The sequence below is a fragment of the Caulobacter sp. SL161 genome (assembly GCF_026672375.1).
GTDB lineage: Bacteria > Pseudomonadota > Alphaproteobacteria > Caulobacterales > Caulobacteraceae > Caulobacter.
On record NZ_JAPPRA010000001.1, the window covers coordinates 424,813 to 445,609 of the forward strand.

20 protein-coding genes and 1 pseudogene are annotated in these 20,797 nt (G+C 68.1%); 8 read left to right on the top strand and 13 right to left on the bottom strand.

What is annotated here, in order from left to right; all coding sequences use genetic code 11:
* Positions 1-31: 31 nt before the first annotated feature.
* Positions 32-1,831 carry an ATP-binding protein gene (locus OVA11_RS02195; protein ID WP_268065829.1) on the top strand — a complete coding sequence of 600 codons (1,800 nt, stop codon included), beginning with the start codon at positions 32-34 and terminating at the stop codon, positions 1,829-1,831.
* Here OVA11_RS02195 and OVA11_RS02200 read toward each other — a convergent pair.
* From OVA11_RS02200 to OVA11_RS02210, 3 genes are all read right to left on the bottom strand, one after another.
* Positions 1,737-2,189: a very short patch repair endonuclease gene (locus OVA11_RS02200; RefSeq protein ID WP_268065830.1), complete on the bottom strand. Its 453-nt coding sequence runs from the start codon at positions 2,187-2,189 to the stop codon at positions 1,737-1,739. The genes OVA11_RS02195 and OVA11_RS02200 overlap by 95 nt on opposite strands.
* An 18-nt stretch (positions 2,190-2,207) precedes the next feature.
* The gene (cysK, locus tag OVA11_RS02205) at positions 2,208-3,194 is read right to left on the bottom strand and encodes a cysteine synthase A (protein ID WP_268065831.1); all 987 of its coding nucleotides are present in this window, start codon (positions 3,192-3,194) and stop codon (positions 2,208-2,210) included.
* A gap of 67 nt (positions 3,195-3,261) precedes the next feature.
* Positions 3,262-4,386, bottom strand: a complete 1,125-nt coding sequence (locus OVA11_RS02210) for a DNA cytosine methyltransferase (RefSeq protein WP_268065832.1) — start codon at positions 4,384-4,386, stop codon at positions 3,262-3,264.
* A gap of 47 nt (positions 4,387-4,433) precedes the next feature.
* Here OVA11_RS02210 and OVA11_RS02215 point away from each other — a divergent pair, with 47 nt between their 5' ends.
* Positions 4,434-4,868 carry a COG3650 family protein gene (locus OVA11_RS02215; protein WP_268065833.1) on the top strand — a complete coding sequence of 145 codons (435 nt, stop codon included), beginning with the start codon at positions 4,434-4,436 and terminating at the stop codon, positions 4,866-4,868.
* Here OVA11_RS02215 and OVA11_RS02220 read toward each other — a convergent pair.
* The 3 genes from OVA11_RS02220 to purU all read right to left on the bottom strand — a co-directional run bounded on the left by OVA11_RS02220 (position 4,865) and on the right by purU (position 8,206).
* Positions 4,865-6,142, bottom strand: a complete 1,278-nt coding sequence (locus OVA11_RS02220; RefSeq protein ID WP_268065834.1) for a serine hydrolase domain-containing protein — start codon at positions 6,140-6,142, stop codon at positions 4,865-4,867. The genes OVA11_RS02215 and OVA11_RS02220 overlap by 4 nt on opposite strands.
* A 77-nt stretch (positions 6,143-6,219) precedes the next feature.
* Entirely contained in the window at positions 6,220-7,290 is a 1,071-nt protein-coding gene (gene rfbB, locus OVA11_RS02225; protein ID WP_268065835.1) for a dTDP-glucose 4,6-dehydratase, read from the bottom strand.
* 73 nt (positions 7,291-7,363) lie between these two features.
* The gene (purU, locus tag OVA11_RS02230) at positions 7,364-8,206 is read right to left on the bottom strand and encodes a formyltetrahydrofolate deformylase (RefSeq protein ID WP_268065836.1); all 843 of its coding nucleotides are present in this window, start codon (positions 8,204-8,206) and stop codon (positions 7,364-7,366) included.
* A 176-nt stretch (positions 8,207-8,382) separates the two neighbouring features.
* Here purU and argE point away from each other — a divergent pair, with 176 nt between their 5' ends.
* Positions 8,383-9,561, top strand: coding sequence for an acetylornithine deacetylase (gene argE, locus OVA11_RS02235; RefSeq protein ID WP_268065837.1), 1,179 nt, complete (start codon positions 8,383-8,385; stop codon positions 9,559-9,561).
* A gap of 30 nt (positions 9,562-9,591) precedes the next feature.
* Positions 9,592-9,675: pseudogene (locus tag OVA11_RS02240) on the top strand (hypothetical protein); the annotation flags it as partial.
* Positions 9,676-9,683: 8 nt separating this feature from the next.
* Here the strand turns inward: OVA11_RS02240 and OVA11_RS02245 are convergent.
* Positions 9,684-10,709, bottom strand: a complete 1,026-nt coding sequence (locus tag OVA11_RS02245) for a glycosyltransferase family 2 protein (RefSeq protein WP_268065838.1) — start codon at positions 10,707-10,709, stop codon at positions 9,684-9,686.
* Positions 10,710-10,745: 36 nt separating this feature from the next.
* Here OVA11_RS02245 and rfbC point away from each other — a divergent pair, with 36 nt between their 5' ends.
* From rfbC to OVA11_RS02260, 3 genes are all read left to right on the top strand, one after another.
* Positions 10,746-11,303, top strand: coding sequence for a dTDP-4-dehydrorhamnose 3,5-epimerase (rfbC, locus tag OVA11_RS02250; protein WP_268065839.1), 558 nt, complete (start codon positions 10,746-10,748; stop codon positions 11,301-11,303).
* Between the two features lie 122 nt (positions 11,304-11,425).
* A complete protein-coding gene (locus OVA11_RS02255) occupies positions 11,426-12,328 on the top strand; it encodes an alpha/beta fold hydrolase (RefSeq protein ID WP_268065840.1) in 903 nt (300 codons plus the stop codon).
* A gap of 75 nt (positions 12,329-12,403) precedes the next feature.
* Positions 12,404-13,606: a threonine ammonia-lyase gene (locus OVA11_RS02260; RefSeq protein ID WP_268065841.1), complete on the top strand. Its 1,203-nt coding sequence runs from the start codon at positions 12,404-12,406 to the stop codon at positions 13,604-13,606.
* Between the two features lie 133 nt (positions 13,607-13,739).
* Here OVA11_RS02260 and OVA11_RS02265 read toward each other — a convergent pair whose 3' ends face one another.
* Positions 13,740-14,252, bottom strand: coding sequence for an FKBP-type peptidyl-prolyl cis-trans isomerase (locus tag OVA11_RS02265; RefSeq protein ID WP_268065842.1), 513 nt, complete (start codon positions 14,250-14,252; stop codon positions 13,740-13,742).
* A 128-nt stretch (positions 14,253-14,380) separates the two neighbouring features.
* Between OVA11_RS02265 and galU the strand changes: the two genes are divergently transcribed.
* Complete coding sequence (gene galU / locus OVA11_RS02270) at positions 14,381-15,277, top strand: UTP--glucose-1-phosphate uridylyltransferase GalU (RefSeq protein WP_268065843.1); 897 nt, start codon at positions 14,381-14,383, stop codon at positions 15,275-15,277.
* On the opposite strand, the gene queG is transcribed toward galU, so the two are convergent.
* From queG to OVA11_RS02295, 5 genes are all read right to left on the bottom strand, one after another.
* Positions 15,274-16,392 carry a tRNA epoxyqueuosine(34) reductase QueG gene (gene queG / locus OVA11_RS02275; RefSeq protein WP_268065844.1) on the bottom strand — a complete coding sequence of 373 codons (1,119 nt, stop codon included), beginning with the start codon at positions 16,390-16,392 and terminating at the stop codon, positions 15,274-15,276. The two genes, galU and queG, sit on opposite strands and share 4 nt — an antisense overlap.
* The gene (fzlA, locus tag OVA11_RS02280) at positions 16,373-17,059 is read right to left on the bottom strand and encodes an FtsZ-binding protein FzlA (protein WP_010921466.1); all 687 of its coding nucleotides are present in this window, start codon (positions 17,057-17,059) and stop codon (positions 16,373-16,375) included. The genes queG and fzlA overlap by 20 nt, the downstream gene beginning before the upstream one ends.
* A 119-nt stretch (positions 17,060-17,178) precedes the next feature.
* Positions 17,179-18,630: a D-glycero-beta-D-manno-heptose-7-phosphate kinase gene (gene rfaE1, locus OVA11_RS02285; protein ID WP_268065845.1), complete on the bottom strand. Its 1,452-nt coding sequence runs from the start codon at positions 18,628-18,630 to the stop codon at positions 17,179-17,181.
* 62 nt (positions 18,631-18,692) lie between these two features.
* A complete protein-coding gene (locus OVA11_RS02290; RefSeq protein ID WP_268065846.1) occupies positions 18,693-19,622 on the bottom strand; it encodes a cation diffusion facilitator family transporter in 930 nt (309 codons plus the stop codon).
* A 31-nt stretch (positions 19,623-19,653) separates the two neighbouring features.
* Positions 19,654-20,739 carry a citrate synthase/methylcitrate synthase gene (locus OVA11_RS02295; protein ID WP_268065847.1) on the bottom strand — a complete coding sequence of 362 codons (1,086 nt, stop codon included), beginning with the start codon at positions 20,737-20,739 and terminating at the stop codon, positions 19,654-19,656.
* Positions 20,740-20,797: the final 58 nt, after the last annotated feature.

Sequence of the window (20,797 nt, forward strand, 5' to 3'; positions counted from 1 at the left end):
TCTGCGATCTCCTTGGGGGGGCGGAGCGCCCATGAGCGCCGAGACGAAGGATATTGACGTGGAACGCGCTATCGCCTCGCGACGCGTCAACACGTATTTGCGCCTTGGCTCGACCATAGCGATCTGCGCGATCCTGCACCTCGTCGTTGGCTTGCGCTGGGTTTGGATCTGGGGAGCGCTCTACACTGCGACCCAGTTCCTGGAGACCTGGCTGGCGCTCAAACTCATCAAGCGACCACAGAGCAACCGTGATCGCTGGCGCCGCTTCTCCGTCATCGCCCTGCCCTTTCTAACCTCCGCCGTCTTCGGATTCCTGGCGATTCCCCTATTCGCGTCCGACGCCCGGTTCGCGCCGACCTTGGGCGGCATGCTGCTGGCCGGGGCGCTGATGAACGTCGTCATCGCCCACGGCGGCCTTCGCTCAGCGACCATCGCCGCAGCGACGCCGTACGTCAGCTATCTCCTGGTCATCCCCATCGTGGCCCGGCAGGCCAATCCCGATGCGCCCCTGGCCAACGTCCTGTGGTTTGGCGCGCTCCTGCTCATCGCGGCGATGGCGATCGCCTCGCACACGCTTCACGCCGCGCTGAAAGCGGAGGCGGACGCCAAGACCGAGGCGGAGCGTCGCCGCCACGAGGCCGAAGAAGCCGTCGCGGCGAAATCGGCCTTCGTCGCCATGATCAGTCACGAACTTCGCACGCCGATCAGCGCCATTCTCGCGGGGGCCAGCCGCCTGCACAGCGAAGCCCCCGAAGCCAGCTCCAAGGTGCACGCCCAGCTGATCGCCGACGCGGGCGGGCTGATGCGCACGCTGCTCAACGACCTTCTGGACTTTTCGCGGCTCGAGGCGGGCCGGATGTCGGTGGAGAAATCGCCGTTCAACCTCCGCCAGAGCCTGTCGGATACGCTGCGCTTCTGGCGCCCGGAGCTCGCCCGCAAGGGACTGAAGCTGCGCGTGGTCGGCGCCTCGACGATCCCGCAGTGGACGCTCGGCGACGCGATGCGCCTGAAGCAGGTGCTCAACAACCTGTTGTCCAACGCCGCCAAGTTCACCCGAAGCGGCGGCGTGTCGGTGACGCTGGGAGCCGAGACCGTCGGCGATCAGGTGCGGCTGGTTGTCGACGTGGTCGATACCGGTCCAGGCATTCCGGAAGCCGCGCTTCCGCGCCTGTTCACGCCTTTCGATCAACTCAATGAGTCGGTGGCTCGCCTGCACGGCGGGTCCGGGCTTGGTCTGGCCATCAGCCGCGAGCTCGCGCGCCTGATGGGCGGTGATCTGACAGCGTCCAATGCGCTAGGCCAGGGCGCGCACTTTAGGTTTTCGGCATTGCTGGAGGCCGCCGAAGCGCCTGTGGTTCCGACGCTGGGCCCATCGATCAGCGGCCTGCGCGTGCTGGTCGTCGACGATCACGTCGTGAACCGGCGGGCCGTCGAACTGATCCTGCAGCCCTTCGGCGTGGAAGCCACCCTCGCCGAATCCGGGGAAGAGGCCCTTGAACTTCTTCGCTCCGAGGTCTTCGACGCCATTCTGATGGACGTCTACATGCCGGGCATGGACGGGCGCGAGACGACCCGCACGCTCCGCGCCGGCCAGGGCCCCAATCGCGATGCGCCGGTCATTGCGGTCACCGCCTCGGCCACGATCAAGGATTGGGAAGCCTGCGCCGCAGCCGGCATGAACGCCCATGTCGCCAAGCCCATCGATCCGGCAGAACTGTTCTCGGCGCTCGCTCAAGTCATGGCGGCGCGCGCGACGCTGTCGAACCTTTCAGAACCGAAGTCACCGCGAGCAGCGCCTGAAGCCGGGCGCTCAGGGCCGCTTCGTCCTTGAAGGCACACTCCCAGACCACCTCGGTCCGCCATCCGGCCTGCGCCAGAGCCGCCAAGGCCTGCTCATCCCGCGCGACATTCCGAGCGACCTTGGCCAGCCAGTAGTCGCGGTTGGCCTTGGGCACGCGCGCGCCCCGGGCGCAGCCGTGACCGTGCCAGAAGCAGCCGTGGACAAAGAAGGCCAGCCTGCGCCCCGGCATGACCACGTCCGGAGACCCCGGCAGATCCTTGCGGTGCAGGCGATAGCGGGCGCCCAGCCCCGTGAGCAGCCGTCGCAGCTTCAGCTCAGGCCCGGTGTCCTGGCTGCGCACGCGCGCCATGACGGCCGAGCGCTTGGCCTTGTCATAGACATCGGTCACGGCGCCCGGCCGCGCGGCCTAGAGGCCGTCGAACAGGGCCGTCGACAGGTAGCGCTCGGCGAAACTGGGGATGATCACCACGATCGTCTTGCCCTTGTATTCGTCGCGCAAGGCCAGATCGAACGCCGCCGTCAGGGCTGCGCCCGAGCTGATGCCCACGGGCAGCCCCTCGGTGGCCGCCGCGCGGCGGGCCATGGCGAAGGCATCGTCGTTGCTGACCTGGACGATGTCGTCGATGACACCGCGATCCAGCACGCCGGGCACGAAGCCAGCGCCGATCCCCTGGATCTTGTGCGGACCCGGCGCGCCGCCCGACAGCACCGGCGAGGCCTCGGGCTCCACCGCCACCATCTTCAGCGAGGGCTTGCGCGCCTTCAGCGCCTGGCCAATGCCCGTGATGGTGCCGCCGGTCCCGACGCCCGAGACCACCGCGTCGACCGCGCCGGCGGTGTCGTTCCAGATCTCCTCGGCGGTCGAGACGCGATGGATCAGCGGATTGGCGCTGTTTTCGAACTGTTGCGGCATCACCGCGCCCGGGGTCGCCTCGATCAGCTCCTGGGCTCGGGTGACCGCGCCGCGCATGCCCTTCTCAGCCGGAGTCAGTTCCAGCTTGGCGCCGAGCAGCAGCAGCATCTTGCGGCGCTCGATCGACATGCTCTCGGGCATGACCAGGGTGAGCTTGTAGCCCTTGGCGGCCGCCACGAACGCCAGCGCGATGCCGGTGTTACCCGAGGTCGGCTCGATGATCGTCGCGCCCGGCTTCAAGACGCCCTGGGCCTCCAGCGACTCGATCATCGAGACGCCGATCCGGTCCTTCACCGAGGCGATCGGGTTGAAGAACTCCAGCTTGGCCAGGACCTCGGCCTTGGGGTTCAGTTCGGCGGACAGACGCGGCAGGCGCACCAGCGGGGTGTCACCGATCGTGTCGATGATCGAGTCGTAGATCTTGCCACGGCCAGCGCGCTTGAAGCGGGCGGCGTCGTAGAGGGAGGAAGCGTCGTCCATCGGAACACCCTGGGGCCTGTTGCGGGGAGGCGGCACCCTAGACCCGCCTCAGGCCGCTGTCAGGGGGTCATTCGGCGGCGAGGCTTGCAGTTTTGCTATCAACGAGCGGGGCCAGCAGGGTTTCGGCCAGCCAGCGCACGACGGGGACGGCGACGCCATCGCCCATCACCTGCAAGCCCGCGGTCTGCGACTTGGGCAGCTGGTAGCTGTCGGGAAGACCCATCAGGCGCGCGGCCTCGCGGGGTGAGATCAGGCGCGAGCGGACTTCGCCCCCGTCGATCACCAGCAAGGTCTGGCGCGAGGAGCCGCCGCGCGGCGTCCGCAGGCATCCGGCCAGACCATCGAACCGGACCTCGGCGCGCTGCTCGCCGCCGCGCATGCGCCGGAAGACCGCGCCCACGGCCCGCTCCCGCCCGGCCCGGCGCGTCTCGACGGCGGCGCGATGCGATGGCGCCATGAGCGCCAGCAGGGCTGCGGTGCGTTCCGGCGGGTTCCAGACAGCCCTGTCGTCGGGCTCCAGCATCGAAGCGAGGTCTGTATTGCGCGGGGGCGGCGACGGCGCGCCCCACCAGATCCAGCCTGCCTTGAGCTCGGCGGGCAAACGCGCGGCCGCCTCTCGAACCGCCCGCGTGTGGAAGGCGCTGGACCCGACAAGGTCGCCGGGCGGGTTTCGCGTGGCGACCATGAAAACGCGGGGCCGGGATTGAGGTACGAAGGCTCCGGCGTCGATCTCCAGCGCGCCGAAGCGATAGCCCTCCTCGTGCAGGGCATGGCAAAGCGCAGTGAAGTCGGCGCCGCCATGCGAGGTCAGCAGCCCGACCACGTTCTCGATCACGATCACGGATGGCGCGCGGCCCTGCGCCGACAGGGCCCGCATCAGACTCCAGAAGCCGAAGAAGGCCGACGAGCGCCCGCCCGCCAGACCCGCGCGCGCCCCCGCGAGGCTGAAGTCCTGGCAAGGGCTGGACGCCCAGGCCAGATCGGCGTTGGGCAAGCGCTCGGCGCTGAGCGCGAAAACATCGCCTTCCTGGAAGTGCTCGGCCGCGTCCGCGAAATTGGCGCGATAGGTCGCGGCCTTGACCGCATCGAAGTCGTTGGCGAAGGCGCAGGTCCACGCGTCGCCCAGCCCGAGGCGAGCCATGCCGCCGCCGGCGAAGAACTCCAGAAAGCGCCGTTGACCGTTCCGATTCATCACGGGGGAGTCTAGCCTCAAGCGACCTTTGGGGGATAGCCAGAGACATGCGTCACGCCCTGCTGATCACCGCCGCCCTGATGCTCGCCGCCTGCGGGGCGCCGATGGGATCGTCCGAAGACGCCCCGCCGCCGGCCGACGCGCCGATCACGGTCGGCCCCGACTACTCCGGCGATTTCGACGCGATCGGCACCGAGCCGTTCTGGGCCGTGAAGGTCCGGGCCGCCAGCTTCACCCTGACGCGCCCGGACCATCCCGACGTGACCACCGCCAATCCGGGCGTCCGCGCCGACGGCGAACAAGGGGTCTGGGACGGCACGGCGGGCGAGCGACGGCTGGTGCTGCGTCTCACGCCGGGCGAATGCACGGACGGGATGTCGGACCGGCGCTACGGCTACGCCGCCGAGGTCTGGATCGACGGCGAGACCCTGCGGGGCTGCGCGGCCAAGACCGCCGCCCTCGCCGCTCAGCCCAGGCCCTAGTCGCCCTTCGGCCCCAGATAGTGGGGGCCATAGACCGCCGCGCGGAAGTCGCGATGCAAGGTTCCGTCGAAGGGCAGGGTCTGTACGAACAGCACCGCCGTCAGCTGATTGGCTGGATCGACCCAGAACACCGTGCTGGCCATGCCGTCCCAGAAGTATTCGCCCACCGCGCCGCGATTTTCGTCCGGGGTCTGGGGCTGGCGCTGGCGAACCGCGACGTCGAAGCCGAAGCCGACCGCCCCCTTGCCCGGCAGCCAGCTGCGCGCCGTCACCCGGGGGTCGAGATGATCCGAGGCCATCAATCGCACGGTCGAGGGCTTCAGAATCCGCACGCCGTCCAGCGCGCCCTCGCCCAGCAGCATGCGCGAGAAGCGCGCATAGTCGTCGATTGAGGCCACCAGCCCCGCCCCGCCCATGGTCAGGCGACGACTGGGGTCGAAATTCATCCGCCGAGTGACGACATCGTCCTGACGCGCCAGCTTGCCGTCCGCGCCCCTCTGATAGGTCGCGGCCAATCCGGCGAAGGCGGCCTCGGGCTGGGTCCAGGCGGTCGTCTTCATGCCCAGCGGCTCAAGGATGCTGGCCTTGACGTAGGTCTCGAACGGCTGGCCGGACAGCCTTTCCACCAGCAGCGCCTGAACATCGACGGCGGCGCTGTAGTTCCACTGCTCGCCGGGATCGTACAGCAGGGGCGCGGTCGCCAGACGGCGGCCGAATTCGGCGAGGTCGTTGTTCAGGTTCAGCGGATCCGCCGCGCGGAACGCCGCATCGGCGGGGCCGTCACCCCAGCCGTACGAAAAGCCCGCCGTATGGCGCAGGATGTCACGAACCAGGATCGGCCGGGCCGCCGGCCGCACGCCGCCCTGACCGTCCGACACCTTCATGTCGGCGAACTCCGGCAGGTAGCGCGACAGCGGATCGTCCAGACCGAACTGGCCCCGCTCCCAAAGCTGCATGAGGGCCACGCCCGTCACCGGCTTGGTCATCGAGAAGATCTGAACCAGGGTGTCGCGGCCCATGGGCTTGCCCGCCTCGCGGTCGGCCATCCCGGCGACGCCGAAATAGCGCTCCTGACCGCCTTGCCAGACCAGCGCCGAGACCCCCACAGCGCGACCGCTGTCGACCATGGCTTTCAGCGCCACATTGATCCTGGCCTTGTCGAGCTTGACGGACGCTGAGGCCTCGGCGGCGCGAGCGGGCGCGGCGATCGTGGGCGCGGCCTGCGCGCAAAGCAGCAACGCCGCGACGGCGGCGAAAACGAACTTCCTGGACACGCGGCCCTCCCGCAACGCTGTTATGACAACGTTGGACTGTCGCCGAGCGCGCGGCGCTTTTCCAGTGCGACGTGGACTTAGGCCTGCTTCGACAGACCCAGGCGCTGGCCCGCATAGCGTTCGCGCAGCGGCGCCCACCAGGCTTCGTTGTCGAGGTACCACTGGATGGTCTTGCGCAGGCCCGTGTCGAACGTCTCCTGCGCCCTCCAACCGAGCTCGCTCTCCAGCTTGGTGGCGTCGATGGCGTAACGGGCGTCATGACCCGGCCGGTCGGCGACGAAGGTGATCAGGTCGCGGCGGCTCTGACCAAGGATCGGACGCAGCTCATCGAGAATGTCGCAGATCGCCTCGACCACCTGAAGGTTGGTCCGCTCATTGCGGCCGCCGACATTGTAGCTCTCGCCGGGCACGCCCTTCGTCGCGATCAGATGCAGCGCGCGGGCGTGATCCTCGACATGCAGCCAGTCGCGGACATTGTCGCCCTTGCCGTAGACCGGCAGCGGCTTGCCCTCCAGCGCGTTCAGCGTGACCAGCGGGATCAGCTTCTCGGGGAAGTGATAGGGCCCGTAGTTGTTCGAGCAGTTGGAGACCACGACCGGCAGGCCATAGGTGTGCTGCCAGGCCCGCGCCAGGTGGTCCGACGAGGCCTTCGACGCCGAATAGGGCGAGCGCGGATCATAGGGCGTGGTCTCGCTGAACAGGCCCTCGGCGCCCAGGCTGCCGAACACCTCGTCGGTCGAGATGTGGTGGAAGCGGAACCGGTCCTTGTCCTCGCCGGTCAGGCCCTGCCAGTGCTCCAGAGCGGCCTGCAGCATCACATAGGTGCCGACGATGTTGGTCTGGATGAAGTCGCCGGGACCGGTGATCGAGCGATCGACGTGGCTCTCGGCGGCCAGATGCATCACGACGTCGGGGCGGAACGCCTTGATGGTGGCGCAAACCCTCGCCACGTCGGCGACGTCGCCCTGCACGAACTGATAGTCGGCCTTGCCCTCCAGCATGGCCAGGCTGGCCTGCGAGGCGGCGTAGGTCAGCTTGTCGTAGTTGAGGATCGCGACATTGTTCTGGCCGGCCAGATGACGGCACACGGCCGAGCCGATGAAGCCCGACCCGCCGGTCACCATCACGCGGAGATTTTGCTGCGACATGCGCTGGACGGCTCTTGCCCTTGGAAGAGCAAGCCCCGTATCCAGTTTTTAGTGTACGCGCAACTCCAGCCGCCTAATCGGTGAACACCACAGTCTTGCGGCCGTTGAGCAGCACCCGGTCTTCCAGGCGGTAACGCAGGGCCCGGGCCAGGACGCGGCGCTCGATGTCGCGGCCCTTGCGGACCAGGTCCTCGGGCGTGTCGCGATGGCTGATGCGCTCGACGTCCTGCTCGATGATCGGACCTTCATCGAGGTCGCCGGTCACATAGTGCGCCGAGGCGCCGATCAGCTTCACGCCGCGCGCATGGGCCTGATGGTAGGGCTTGGCGCCCTTGAAGCCCGGCAGGAACGAGTGGTGGATGTTGATGCAGCGGCCCTGCAGCTTGGCCGACAGGCCGTCGGACAGCACCTGCATGTAGCGGGCGAGCACGACGATGTCGGTGTTCGTCTCCTGGATCAGCTTCCAGAGCTCGGCTTCCTGCTCGAACTTGGTCTCCTTGGTCACCGGCAGGTGGTGGAAGGACAGACCCGACAGATCGACGTGGGCGTAGGTTTCGGCCGGGTGGTTGGAGACCACGCCGGTGATGTCCATCGGCAGCTCGCCGATCCGCCAGCGATAGACGAGATCGGCCAGGCAGTGGTCGAACTTGCTGGCCAAGAGCAGCACCCGGTAGCGGTCGGCGCGGTTGCGCAGCGTCCACTTCATCTTGAAGCCTTCGGCGAGGTCGCCAAAATCGACGCGAAGCGCCTCGCGATCCGCGCCGTCGGCGTCGAAGACCACGCGCATGAAGAACTGACCGGTCTCCTGGTCATCGAACTGCTGCGCGTCGAGAATGTTGCAGCCGCGCTCGAACAGGAAGGCGGAGACCTTGGCGACGATGCCGCGCTGGTCAGGACAGGAGAGGGTCAGGATCATGGTCCGCTCCCTCTAGAGAAGCCGGCGCGCAAAGAAAAGCGCTTCATCCTGGCGGGCGAGCACGAAATCACCCAACAGCGGGCGGTCTGATCGCCACTAGGGCATGTCCTTGCGACGCCCGGCCCTGAGGGACGCCGGGGTGGTCGATCCCGTGCAAATGGGTCTAGGCTCGGGCTATGGTCGCCTCCTCCGAAGCCCTGTCCGCCCGCGCCATCGACATCCTGGCCAAGCTGGTGGCGTTCGACACCACCTCGCGCCGCTCGAACCTCGCGCTGATCGAATGGGTCGAGCGGTATCTGGCCGAACTGAACGTCCCGACCCGGCGCGTGCCGAACGCGGAGGGGACGAAATCGAACCTGATGGCGATGATCGGCCCGGCGGTCGAGGGCGGGGTCGTGCTCTCGGGCCATACCGACGTGGTCCCGGTCGACGGCCAGCCCTGGTCCACCGATCCCTGGACGCTGACCGAGCGCGACGGCCGGCTGTATGGGCGCGGAACCTGCGACATGAAGGGCTTCCTGGCCCTGGCGCTGGCCGCCGCGCCGGATCTGGCCAAGGCCGACCTGCGCAAGCCCGTCCACCTGGCGTTCTCGTATGATGAAGAGGTCGGGTGCCTGGGCGCGCCCGACATGATCGCCGTGATAGCCCGCGAGGTTCCCCGCCCCGCCTTGGTGGTGGTGGGCGAGCCGACCGACATGGTGGCGGTTCGCGCCCACAAGGGCATCGCCAGCTTCAAGGTCACCGTCACCGGCCGCGAGGCCCACTCCAGCCTGACCCATCTGGGGGTCTCGGCGAACATGATGGCGATCAAGCTGATGGCCATGCTGGTCGGTCTCTCCGAAAAACTCGAGCGCGAGGCCGATCCCAACTCGCCGTTCACGCCCAAGGGCGCGACCCTCACCATCGGCCAGGTGAACGGCGGAACGGCGGTCAATATCCTGGCGCGCGAGTGCGTGTTCATCTTCGACCTGCGCACGCCCGCCGGCATGGATCCTGTCGCGATCCTGTCGGACTTCTTCGCCATGGCGTCGGCCCTGGACGCCGAGATCAAGGCCAAGGCCCCCGAGGGCGGCGTGAAGGTCGAGCGCCGCTCGCTGACCCCCGCCTTCGCGCCCGAAGAGGACGGCGTCGCCGAGGCCTTCGCCCGCAAACTGGCCGGCGACAATGGCCCCGCGCGCGTCGTGCCCTACGCGGCCGAAGCCGGACAGTTCCAGGGCGCAGGCTTCTCGACGGTCATTTGTGGTCCCGGCTCGATCGACCAGGCCCACCAGCCCAATGAGTATGTCGAGATCAGCCAAATGCAGCGCGGCGCGGCCTTCATGCGTCGGTTGATCGAGGATCTTTCAACTCAATAGCCGTCATCCCGCGACTTGTTCGCGGGACCCATGGCTCAGCTTCCACGTGAGAGCTTTATTCTCCTCCGCACTTGTGGCGGACAAATGGGTCCCGCGCATAAAGCGCGGGATGACGCGGAAAGTTAGCCACCTCTCCATTTCCTGATCACAAATCGCCGGCCGACGAACGCCGCCGGATCAAGCGACATCACCCGCAGGATCGCGGACGGCGAAGCCTTACGCCTGGCCTGGATCGCCCGACGATCGGCCATCACCTGATCCAGATCCTCGCGCTTCAGCGCCGCGCGGATTCCCCGGATCGCCGGCGCGACATCGCCCCGCCGCCAGTGCAGCAGCAGAAGACCGGCCGTCACCGCCACGTGCAGCGGTAGCGTCACCGGCAACAGCCAACCGGGCGTGTTCTTCAGGAAGGTCCACACCCGGTTGCGCGAGCCGTGGAAGATCGAGAAGTCCGACCGAACCCCGGTGCTGGCCGAGCCGACATGGGCGATCTTGGCCTTGGGCAAGAGCAGGGTCGGCTCACCATAGAGCCGCAGGCGGTAGCCGAGATCGACGTCCTCGCAGTAGCAGAAGTAGCGCTCGTCAAAGCCGCCCACGCTCAGGAAAAGCTCCCGGTCGATCAGCATCGCCGCGCCGCAGGCCGAGAACACCTCGCCCTCGGGTAGGACCGGCGGGAGCTTGCGGCCATACCCGCCTCGGAACGGTATGCCCGCGCTGGTGACGTTGTCCCCCGCGCCGTCCAGCAAGCCAGGCCGGTCGGCGGAGAGCTGGAGGGAGGCGAAGCTCTTCACGGTCGGATGGCGCGCGGCGCCCGCCATCAGCTCCCCCAGCCAGTCGGGTTCGGCATAGGCGTCGGGATTGAGCAGCACCAGCCACCGGCCCTTGGCGCGTCGGGCGGCCAGGTTGTTGCCGGCGGCGAAGCCGAGATTGGCGCCCGCCTCGACGAAGTCGACCCACGGATGGGCCTTGGCGGCGGCCTGGGGCGCGCCGTCGCTCGAGGCGTTGTCGATCAGGATCGTCTCGAAGTCGCGAAAGGTCTGGGCCGCGAGCCTGGCCAGGCATGGCTCCAGCGTCGGCCCGCTCTGATAGGAGACGATGACGACGGTTACCGCCGGGCCGGTCTTGTGTTCGGTCGTTTCAGGCGGCATCGGTGGTCAACAGGTTCCAGAACGAAGTATCGCGTCATGAAGATCACGCCGCTGGCGATCCCCGAAGTGCTGCTTATCACGCCCGCGCGCCATGGCGATGAGCGCGGCTGGTTTTCCGAGACCTTCCGCCAGTCGGCGCTGGAGGAGGCGGGGTTCACGTCGGTCTTCGTCCAGGACAACCACGTGCGCTCGACGACGAGCGGCATCCAGCGCGGCCTGCACTATCAGAAACCGCCGCACGCCCAGGACAAGCTGCTGCGCTGCGTGGTGGGCGCGATCTTCGACGTGGCGGTCGACATCCGCAAAGGCTCGCCGACCTATGGCCAATGGGTCGGGGCCGAGCTGTCGGCGGAGAATCGGCAGCAACTGCTAGTGCCCAAGGGCTTCGCCCACGGCTACGTGACTCTCACCGACGCCTGCGAGGTGCTCTACAAGGTCACCGACTACTACGCGCCCCAGGCCGAAGGTGGCGTGCGCTGGAGCGATCCGGCCATCGGGATCGACTGGCCGATCCCCATCGCCGAGATCACCGCCAATGATCGCGACAACGCCGCGCCCTTGCTGGACGAGATCGACTCGCCGTTCGAGTACTGAAACCCTCCCCCTAGCGGGGGAGGTGTCCGCAAAGCGGACGGTGGGGGGGAAGTTCTGGAAGGCCTGCCACTTCCCTCTCCGTCGCCTTTCGGCGACACCTCTCCCCTAGGGAGAGGATTGAAATGACCGCCTTCACCGACTTCTTCTGGACCGCCCACGACGGCCTCACGCTGCATGCGCGCGACTATGCGCCGGTCGGCGAGGCGCGCGGGCTGCCGGTGATCTGCATCCATGGCCTGACGCGCAACGCCAGGGACTTCGAGGACCTCTCCCCCCGGATCGCCGCCAAGGGACGGCGCGTGCTGGCGGTGGACGTTCGGGGCCGGGGCCTGTCGGCCCGCGACCCACAGCCGATGAACTATCACCCCGGAACCTATGCGGCCGATCTCGTCGCTCTGCTGGAGGCGGCGGGGATCGAGCGGGCGGTATTTGTCGGCACCAGCATGGGCGGCTTGATCACCATGGTGCTGACCTCGCTGCAGCCCGAAGCCATCGCCGGGGCGGTGCTCAATGACGTCGGCCCCGAACTGTCGCCTGTGGGTCTCGCCCGCATCGCCGGCTACACGGGCCTGGCCAGCCGCTTTGCGACCTGGGACGCGGCCGTCGCCTACGCCAAGGCGATCAATGAGGCGGCCTTCCCCGGCTACGGGGCGCAGGACTGGGACGCCTTCGCCCGCCGCCTGTTCGACCAGGAGGGCGACGGCTTCGTGCTGGCCTATGATCCGGACATCTCCGCCCCGATCAAGGCCGCCGTGCAGGCCGCGGCCAAGACCCAGGCCGAAGGCGGTCAGACGCTGGCGCCGCCCGACATGTACCCGCTGTTCCGGGCCCTGGCGAAGAACCGGCCGCTGCTGCTGGTGCGCGGCGAAATCTCGGACCTGATCGATATCGAGATCGCCGAGCGCATGCGCGCCGTCGCACCCGAAATGTCCTATGCGCAGGTCCCCGGCGTCGGCCACGCGCCCATGCTGACCGAGCCGGAAGCCTGGTCGGCGATAGAAAAGCTGCTGCGTGAAGCCCCCTAAGAGACGTGAACGGAACGCCCTGGCGTGCTAGAGGCCCCGCCACGGCGCTTTTTCGCCGCGACAGAAGTGAACGACATGACCCTCGACCTCGCCGCCATCCAGGCCGCCGCCGGCCGTCTCCAAGGCCAGATCGAGCGCACGCCGTGCCGCCACTCCAAGACCCTCTCGAAGATCACCGGCGCCGAGGTGTGGGTGAAGTTCGAGAACCTGCAGTTCACCGCCGCCTACAAGGAGCGCGGCGCGCTCAACAAGCTGATGCTCCTCTCGGAGACCGAGAAGCGGCGCGGCGTCATCGCCGCCAGCGCCGGCAACCACGCGCAGGGTCTGGCCTATCACGGCGCACGCCTCGGCGTGCCGGTTACCATCGTCATGCCCAAGACCACGCCCTTCGTGAAGGTGCAGCACACCCGCGACTTCGGCGCGACCGTGGTCATCGAGGGCGAGACCTATGACGACGCCAACGCCCACGCCCGCAAGCTGCGTGACGAGCAGGGCCTGACCTTCGTCCACCCGTTCGACGACTACGACATCATGGCCGGCCAGGGCACGATCGCCCTGGAAATGCTGGAAGACGCGCCCGATCTTGAGGTCCTGCCCGTGCCGATCGGCGGCGGCGGCCTGATCAGCGGCGTGGCCACGGCGGCCAAGGCGCTGAAGCCGGATATCCGCATCATCGGCTGCGAGCCGGCGATGTATCCGTCCTTCACCGCCAAGATGCGCGGTGTCGCCGCCCACTGCGGCGGCCAGACCATCGCCGAAGGGGTCGCGGTCAAGCAGGTCGGCGAGCTGACCTATGGTGTCGTACGCCCGTTGCTGGACGACGTTCTGCTGCTGGAAGAGCCCTATCTGGAGCAGGCCGTCTCGCTCTATTGCAATGTCGAGAAGACCATCGCCGAGGGCGCCGGCGCGGCCTCGCTGGCCGCCCTGCTGGCCTATCCGGAACGCTTCCGCGGCAAGAAGTGCGGCCTGATCCTGTGCGGCGGCAATATCGACACCCGCCTGCTGGCCTCGGTCCTGACCCGCGAGCTGGTGCGCGCCCAGCGCCTGGTCAGCTTGCGGATCATCGGCGACGACCGCCCAGGCCTGCTGTCGACCGTCGCCTCTGTGATCGGGACCATGGGCGCCAACATCATCGAGGTGAACCACAACCGCCTCGCTCTGGACGTACCTGCCAAGGGCGCGGAGTTCGACATCACCATCGAGACCCGCGACGCCCAGCACACCCAGGAGGTCATGGAGGCCCTGCGCGAGAGCGGCTACCCGCCCCGCGCCGTCTGAGGCTTAGCGCCCCCTCCGGCCCTTTGGGCCACCTCCCCCGCTTCGCAGGGGAGGAGGGCTATCATCCTCCCTCGTACAACGGGGGGAGGTGGATCGCTGCGAATACGCAGCGAGACGGAGGGGGCGCTCCACCCTACGCCTTCGGCTTGCCCGGCCCGATCCGGTTCACGTCGAGCAGTTCGATCCGGAAGATCATCACGCTGTTGCCCGGGATCGGCCCCTTGTCCTGGGCGCCATAGCCCAGAGCCGGCGGCACATAGAGGATCCACTCGTCGCCCGCCTTCATGCGCTGCAGGGCGATGACCCAGGCCGGCACCAGCCCGTCCAGCGGAAACACCGCGGGCACGCCGCGCTCGTAGCTGGAATCGAACACCGTGCCGTCGATCAGCTTGCCCTCGTAGTGGACCTTGACCTCGTCAGCCCTGTTCGGGTGCATGCCGCCGTTCGGGCCTTCGCGCACGACCTTGTACTGCAGACCCTGCGGCAGGGTGACGACGCCCGGCTCCTTGGCGTTCTTGGCCATGAAGGCGTCGGCGGCCGCCAGGTTCTCCTGCGCCTTCTTGCTGGGTCCGCAGGCCGAAAGGGCCAGTCCGGCGGCGGCGAGGGTGACGAGCAGGGCGCGGCGATGCATGGGAACCTCGATCAAAATACGCCGTCCAGCTAACACGCCCTGCCTAGAATTCCACGCCTCGACGTCCCTAAGGGCTTAAGCGACGCGAATTTCACGGAACAGTGGTGGCGCTCCTGCGACTTGGCGCCTAGAAACAGCAATCCATGTCCGCAGACGAGATGTCCATGAAACCCGTTCGCAAAGCTGTTCTTCCGGTCGCCGGTCTCGGCACCCGTGTCCTGCCGGGCACCAAGACCACGCCAAAGGAACTGCTGAACGTCGTCGATCGGCCAATTCTTTCCTACATTGTCGAGGAAGGTCGCAAGGCCGGCATCGAACACTTCGTCTTCGTCACCGGCCGCTCGAAGGGCGCGATCGAGGACTATTTCGATCATCAGATCGAGCTTGAGGCGCAGCTGGAAGCCAAGGGCAAGACCGAGATCCTGGAACAACTGCGCGCCGAACTCCCCAAGCCCGGCGAGATGAGCTTCGTGCGCCAGATGGCCCCCCTGGGCCTGGGCCACGCCGTCTGGTGCGCCCGCGACATCATCGGCGACGAGCCCTTCGCGGTCATGCTGCCGGACGTCATCGTCGACGCCGAGCGCGCCTGCCTTGGCCAACTGATCGACCTCTACAACAAGGTCGGCGGCGGCAATGTCATCGGCGTCGAGGAAGTGCCGGAAAGCGAGACCCACAAGTACGGCGTCGTCGCGCCCGGCAAGGTTGATGGCCGCATGGCGACCATGACCGGCATGGTCGAGAAGCCCGCGAAGGGCACGGCGCCGTCCAACTGGGCGATCGCCGGCCGCTATATCCTGCAGCCCGAGATCTTCGCCCTGCTGGCCGCCCAGGAGAAGGGCGCCGGCAACGAGATCCAGCTGACCGATTCGATGGCCAAGCTGATGCAGGATCAGGCCTTCCACGCCTATGTCTATGAAGGCGTCACCCATGACTGCGGCGACAAGATCGGCCTGTTGCGGGCCAATGTGGCCCTGGCCTTGAAGCGCGCCGACCTGGGCGCCGCCGCCCGCGCGGCGGTCGAGGCGGCGCTGAAGGCTTAAGACCACTCGGCGAGGACGCTCGCGTCGTCCTCGCCGCGTTTCAGGGCTGCTGCGTCGTCTCCGAGCAGGCGACGCGCGGCCCATACCGCCGCGCCGCGAACCACGGGCGCAGGATCGTCGAGCAAAGGCTCGACCACGGCCATCAGGCCTGCATCGCCGCTATTGCCGATCGCGTAGAGCACGTTGCGCACGAAGCGGTCGCGGCCGATCCGCTTGATCGGGTTCTTCGAGAACAGCGCCCGGAAGGCCGCATCGTCCAGCGCCGCCAGCTCGGCCAGGGACGGCTGACGCAACGCCTCGCGTGCGACGAGCTTGGCCTCGTTCGACAGACTGGCGAACTTGTTCCACGGACACACCGCCAGGCAGTCGTCGCAGCCATAGATCCGATTGCCGAGCGCTTCGCGAAACTCAGCAGGGATCGGTCCCGATAGCTCGATCGTCAGGTACGAGATGCAGCGCCGCGCATCCAGTTGCCGCGGCGCGGGAAAGGCGTTGGTTGGGCAGACGTCGAGGCATGCCCGGCACGAGCCGCAGTGATCAACCTCGGCCTCGTCCGCAGGCAGATCAAGCGTGGTCAGCACGCTGCCCAGAAACAGCCACGAGCCGAACTGGCGTGAGACAAGGTTCGTATGCTTGCCCTGCCAGCCCAGACCCGCGCGCTGGGCCAGGGGCTTTTCCAGGAGTGGCGCGGTGTCGACGAAGACCTTCACGTCCTGGCCGAACCGGCGGTGCATCCAGCCCGCCAGCACCTTCAGGCGCTTCTTGATCACGTCGTGATAGTCGTCGCCCTGGGCGTAGACCGAAATCGCCGCGCGCGCCGGATCGGCGAGCTGTTCGAGCGGATCGATGTCGGGGCCGTAGTTGACGCCCAGCACCACCGCCGACTTGGCGTCGGTCCACATGGCGGTCGGATGCGAGCGGCGCTCCAGCGTCTCCTCCATCCAGCCCATCGCGCCGTGACGCTCGGCCTGGACAAACTCACGCAGCCAGTCGCCGTTGGGCCAGGCGTCCGTAGCGCTGGCGAAGCCACAGGCCGAGAAGCCGAGCTTCAGGGCCTCGGCGCGGATCTCGTCCTTGATGCGGTCTGGCGTCAGCTCAGAAATCGAGGTCGTCATAGTGCGCGGCCGGCGCGAGGCCGGGCCAGCGGTCGGCCAGGATCGGCCTGAAGCACGGCCTCGACTTGAGCTTCATGTACCACGTCTTGGCCGCCTGGAAGTCCTTCCACGGCACGTCGCCGAAGTAGTCGATCACCGACAGGTGCGCGGCGGCGGCGAAATCGGCCAGGCTCATGCGACGACCCGCCAGCCAGTCGCGCGTCTGCAGCAGGCTTTCGATATAGCCCAGGTGCATGCGCAGGGCCTCGCGTCCCTGGCGCAGCGCCGCAAGGTCGGGCGCGCCCATCCGCAGCAGGCGCTTTTCCATCTTCTCGTGCAGCAGGAAGCCGTTGACCTCGTTGTCGAACTTGCGGTCGAACCACTGAAGCAGCCGGCGGGCCTCGGCGCGCTCGGCCGGATCGCGGCCCAAGAGCGGCGGTTCGGTTTCGGTCTCCTCGATATGCTCGAGGATCGCGCGGGTCTCGCAGATCACCAGGTTGCGCTGATGCTTGGTCTCGACCAGCACCGGCGGCATGCCGGACGGGTTCAGGCTGGTGAACTCGGGCGGCATCTCCCAGTAGCGGACCTGCATCTCGACAAACGGCAGGCGCTTCTCGCCCAGCGCCAGACGCACCTGTCGCGAGGCGGGGTCGAGAGGGAAATGGTGAAGAGTACGTTCGACGCTCATGCCCAGGCGCAATCAGGCTGCATCGAAAGAGCGATGCGCCGTTTTGCTTAACAACAGATTGCTGAACAGCGTTTAGCCAGGAAATCCAGGCTTTTGCGGGGCGTTTTGGCCCGTATCGCTCAGCTGTTCATCCGGGCGATGAGGTTCGTCGTGCTCTGGCCCTGCTTAAGCTCCGCCAGCAAGACCTTGCCGCCGTAGCCCAGCACGATGTCGGACCCCACCACTGTCTCGACGGTATAGTCCGCGCCCTTGACCAGGACATCGGGCCTGAAGGCCTTGATCAGCTCCAGCGGCGTATCCTCGTCGAACAGCACGACTAGATCCACCGACGACAGCGAGGCCAGCACGGTGGCGCGGCCCTGCTCCTTCTGAACCGGACGGGTCGGGCCCTTGAGCTTGGAGACCGAAGCGTCGGTGTTGAGGCCGACGATCAGCCGATCGCAGGCCGCCTTGGCCTGGGACAGCAACGAGACATGGCCCGGATGCAGCAGGTCAAAGCAGCCGTTGGTGAAGCCGACCTTCAGGCCCCGCGCACGCCAGCCCTCGACGATCCGTTGAGCCTGCCCGCGATCAGCGATCTTGATCTCGCCCGGCTCGCCCTGGGCCGAGCTCGCGCACGCCGTCAGCTCGGCGGCGGTGACGACGTCGGTGCCCAGCTTGGCCACCACCAGCCCGCCCGCCAGATTGGCCAGCTGAGCGGCCTGCGCCAGGCCGGCGCCGGCGGCGACCGCCAGGGCCAGGGTCGCCGCGACGGTGTCGCCGGCGCCCGACACGTCGAACACCTCGATCGCCGTCGCCGGCAGGTGGATCGGCGCCTGGTTCCGCACCGCCAGGGTCATGCCCGCGCCGCCGCGGGTGATCAGGGCGGCCTGCAGGCCCGGGGCCATGGCCAGGATCGCCGCGCCGGCGTCTTCCGAGGCCGCATCGCTGTTCTCGACGATCCCGGTGGCCTCGGCGGCCTCCTTGCGGTTCGGCTTGATCAGGGTCGCGCCGTCATAACGCGCGAAGTCGCGGCTCTTGGGATCGACGATCACCGGCTTGCCGGCGGCCTTGGCGGCGTCGATCGCGCCCCGGATCACCTCGGGCGTCAGGACCCCCTTGGCGTAGTCGGACAGCACCACGACATCCGCAGAGGCCAGCCTGGCCGCGAACGCCGCCAACAGGGCCGCGCCATCGCCCGGGCCTCGGTCCTCACGGTCGACCCGCAGCATCTGGTGCGAGCCGGAGATGTAGCGGACCTTCTCGGTCGTGCGGCGTGCGGCGTCCGCCACCAGCTCGGCCTCAAGGCCCGCCTCGGCGTCGATCATCCCCCGCAGAGCCGTCCCGGCGTCGTCCTGGCCGACAAGGCCGATCAGCACGGCCTTGGCCCCCAGCGCCGCGACATTGCGCGCCACATTGCCCGCGCCGCCCAGCATGGCGGTTTCCTTCTCGACCGCGATCACCGGCACCGGGGCCTCGGGCGAGATGCGGTCGACCGCGCCGTAGATGAAGCGGTCCAGCATCACGTCGCCAAGCACCAGCACGGTCTTGCCGGCGAACGCGCGGGGCAGGTGGGCGAGGGTGTCGTCCATGAAGGTCCTTCGAAGGTCTCGCCGCGCTTTTGCCCCCGTCCGGGCGGCTTGGGCAAGCGTCGTCAGTCGTGTTCGGCCTCTGAGAACAGGCCGCCGTGTTTTTCGGCCAGGCCGCGCGGATCGCCGTGGATGATCAGGTCCGCGGCGGGGAAGGCCGCCAAGACCCGGTTCTCGGCCGCCACGATGATCGCATGGGCCTTGGCCAGCGAGATGTCGCCGGCCAGATCCGCGTGCATCTGGATGTGGATATAGGGGCCCGAGGCGCGCGTGCGCAGCTGGTGGACGCCCAGCACGTTGGGATCGGCGGTGACCAGGGCGATGATCTTCTGACGATCCTCGTCCGGCAGTTCGCGGTCCATCAGCTGATGCGACGCTTCGCGGAAGACCCCGACGGCGCCCCAGATCAGCCAGAGCGCCACGATCAGGCCCGCCGCCGCGTCCACCCACGGCAGGCCAAGCCAGGCCGCCGCGCCCACGCCCACCAGGGCGACGGCGTTCGAAGCCAGATCGGCCGCGTAGTGGGCGCGGTCGCCCGAGATCGCGATCGAGCCACTGGCCTTCACGACCCGCGTCTGGGCGGTGATCAGGGCGAAGGTCAGGACAATCGAGATCGCCATGACCGTCACGCCGGCCAAGCCATGCTCCACGGGTTGCGGGTGCAGCCAGGCATGGATCGCCTCTCGCCCCACCAGGGCGCCCGAAGCGAAGACCAGTCCGCCCTGCATCAGGCTGGAAAAGGCCTCGGCCTTGCCGTGGCCGAACCGGTGCTCGGCGTCCGGCGGCTCGGCCGCGTAGCGCACCGCATAGACGGTGATAAGCGACGCCACCAGGTCCAGGGCCGAGTCCGACAGCGACGCCAGGATGGCCACCGAGCCGCTGGCCTGCCAGGCGATCGCCTTGACCACGATCAGAAGGGCGGCGGTGGCGACCGACAGCATCGCCACGCGCTGGGTGGCGGCCCGGATCTCGGGTGAGGCGGCGGAGAGCGACATGGCCTCTCTCTACCGCACACGACGCCGAAAACTAAGCCGCGACGCGGACCTCGGGTCCGACATAGACCGATTGGGGCCGGATCAGCCGGCCGCCCGCCAACTGCTCACGGGCATGGGCCAGCCACCCGGCGACGCGCCCCATGGCGAAAACGCAGGTGAAGCTGGACGGCGGCAGGCCCAGGGCCTCGAGCAGCAGGGCGGTGTAGAACTCGACATTGGTGTCGAGCGGACGATCGGGCTTGTGCGCGCGCAGGATCTCGAGCGCTGCGCGCTCCACGGCCTCGGCGAAGGCGAGCCGGCCCGGCAGACCGCCCGAAGCGCTCGACAATCGGCGAACCGCAGCCTTCAGGGCGTCGGCGCGAGGGTCGCGGACGCGATAGATCCGGTGCCCGAACCCCATCAGCCGGTCGCCGCGCGCCAGGGCGCGTTCGAGCCAGGGCCGGGCGTTCTCAGGCGTCCCGATCGCGTCCAGCATATCGATGACCGGTCCCGGCGCGCCGCCGTGCAGCGGGCCCTTCAGCGCCGACAGCCCGGCCAGAACCGCCGAGGTGAGACCTGCGCGGGTCGAGGCCACCACCCGGGCGGCGAAGGTCGAGGCGTTCAGCCCATGGTCGCAGACCGTGACCAGATAGGCGTCCAGCGCGGCGGCTTCGGCGTCGGTGGCCGAGACGCCCCGGGCCATCCGCAGGATGTCGGCGGCGTGCGACAGCGCCGGGTCCGGCGAGATCGGCGCCTGTCCGGCCGCGACGCGCAGCACGGCGGGCGTGAAGACCGCCGGCGCGGCGATCAGCATCATGGCCGTCTTCAGGTTGTCGCCGTCGGGAATCCGCGCCAGCAGCGCGCGCATGGCTTCGACCGGATCGCGTCGCGCCAGGGCTTCGTCCAGCGCCCCGACCTCGGCGAACACATAGGCGCGCGCCTCGCCCAGCGCCGACGCCAGATCGCTGGGCGCGTCGTCGAAAAAGCCGTCGAGCAACAGGTGCGCGGCGTCCTCGAAGCGCGTGCGGCCCGCCAGATCCTCCACCGCGTAACCACGGATCACCAGGCGTCCATGCGCGCCGTCGACATCGGAAAGAACGGTTTGGGCGGCGATGACGCCCTCAAGACCATCGGACATAAGCGGTCTCCTTTCGGTCCCGAAACAGCGCCCCGCCCGCTTGATCGTCAATCTTGAT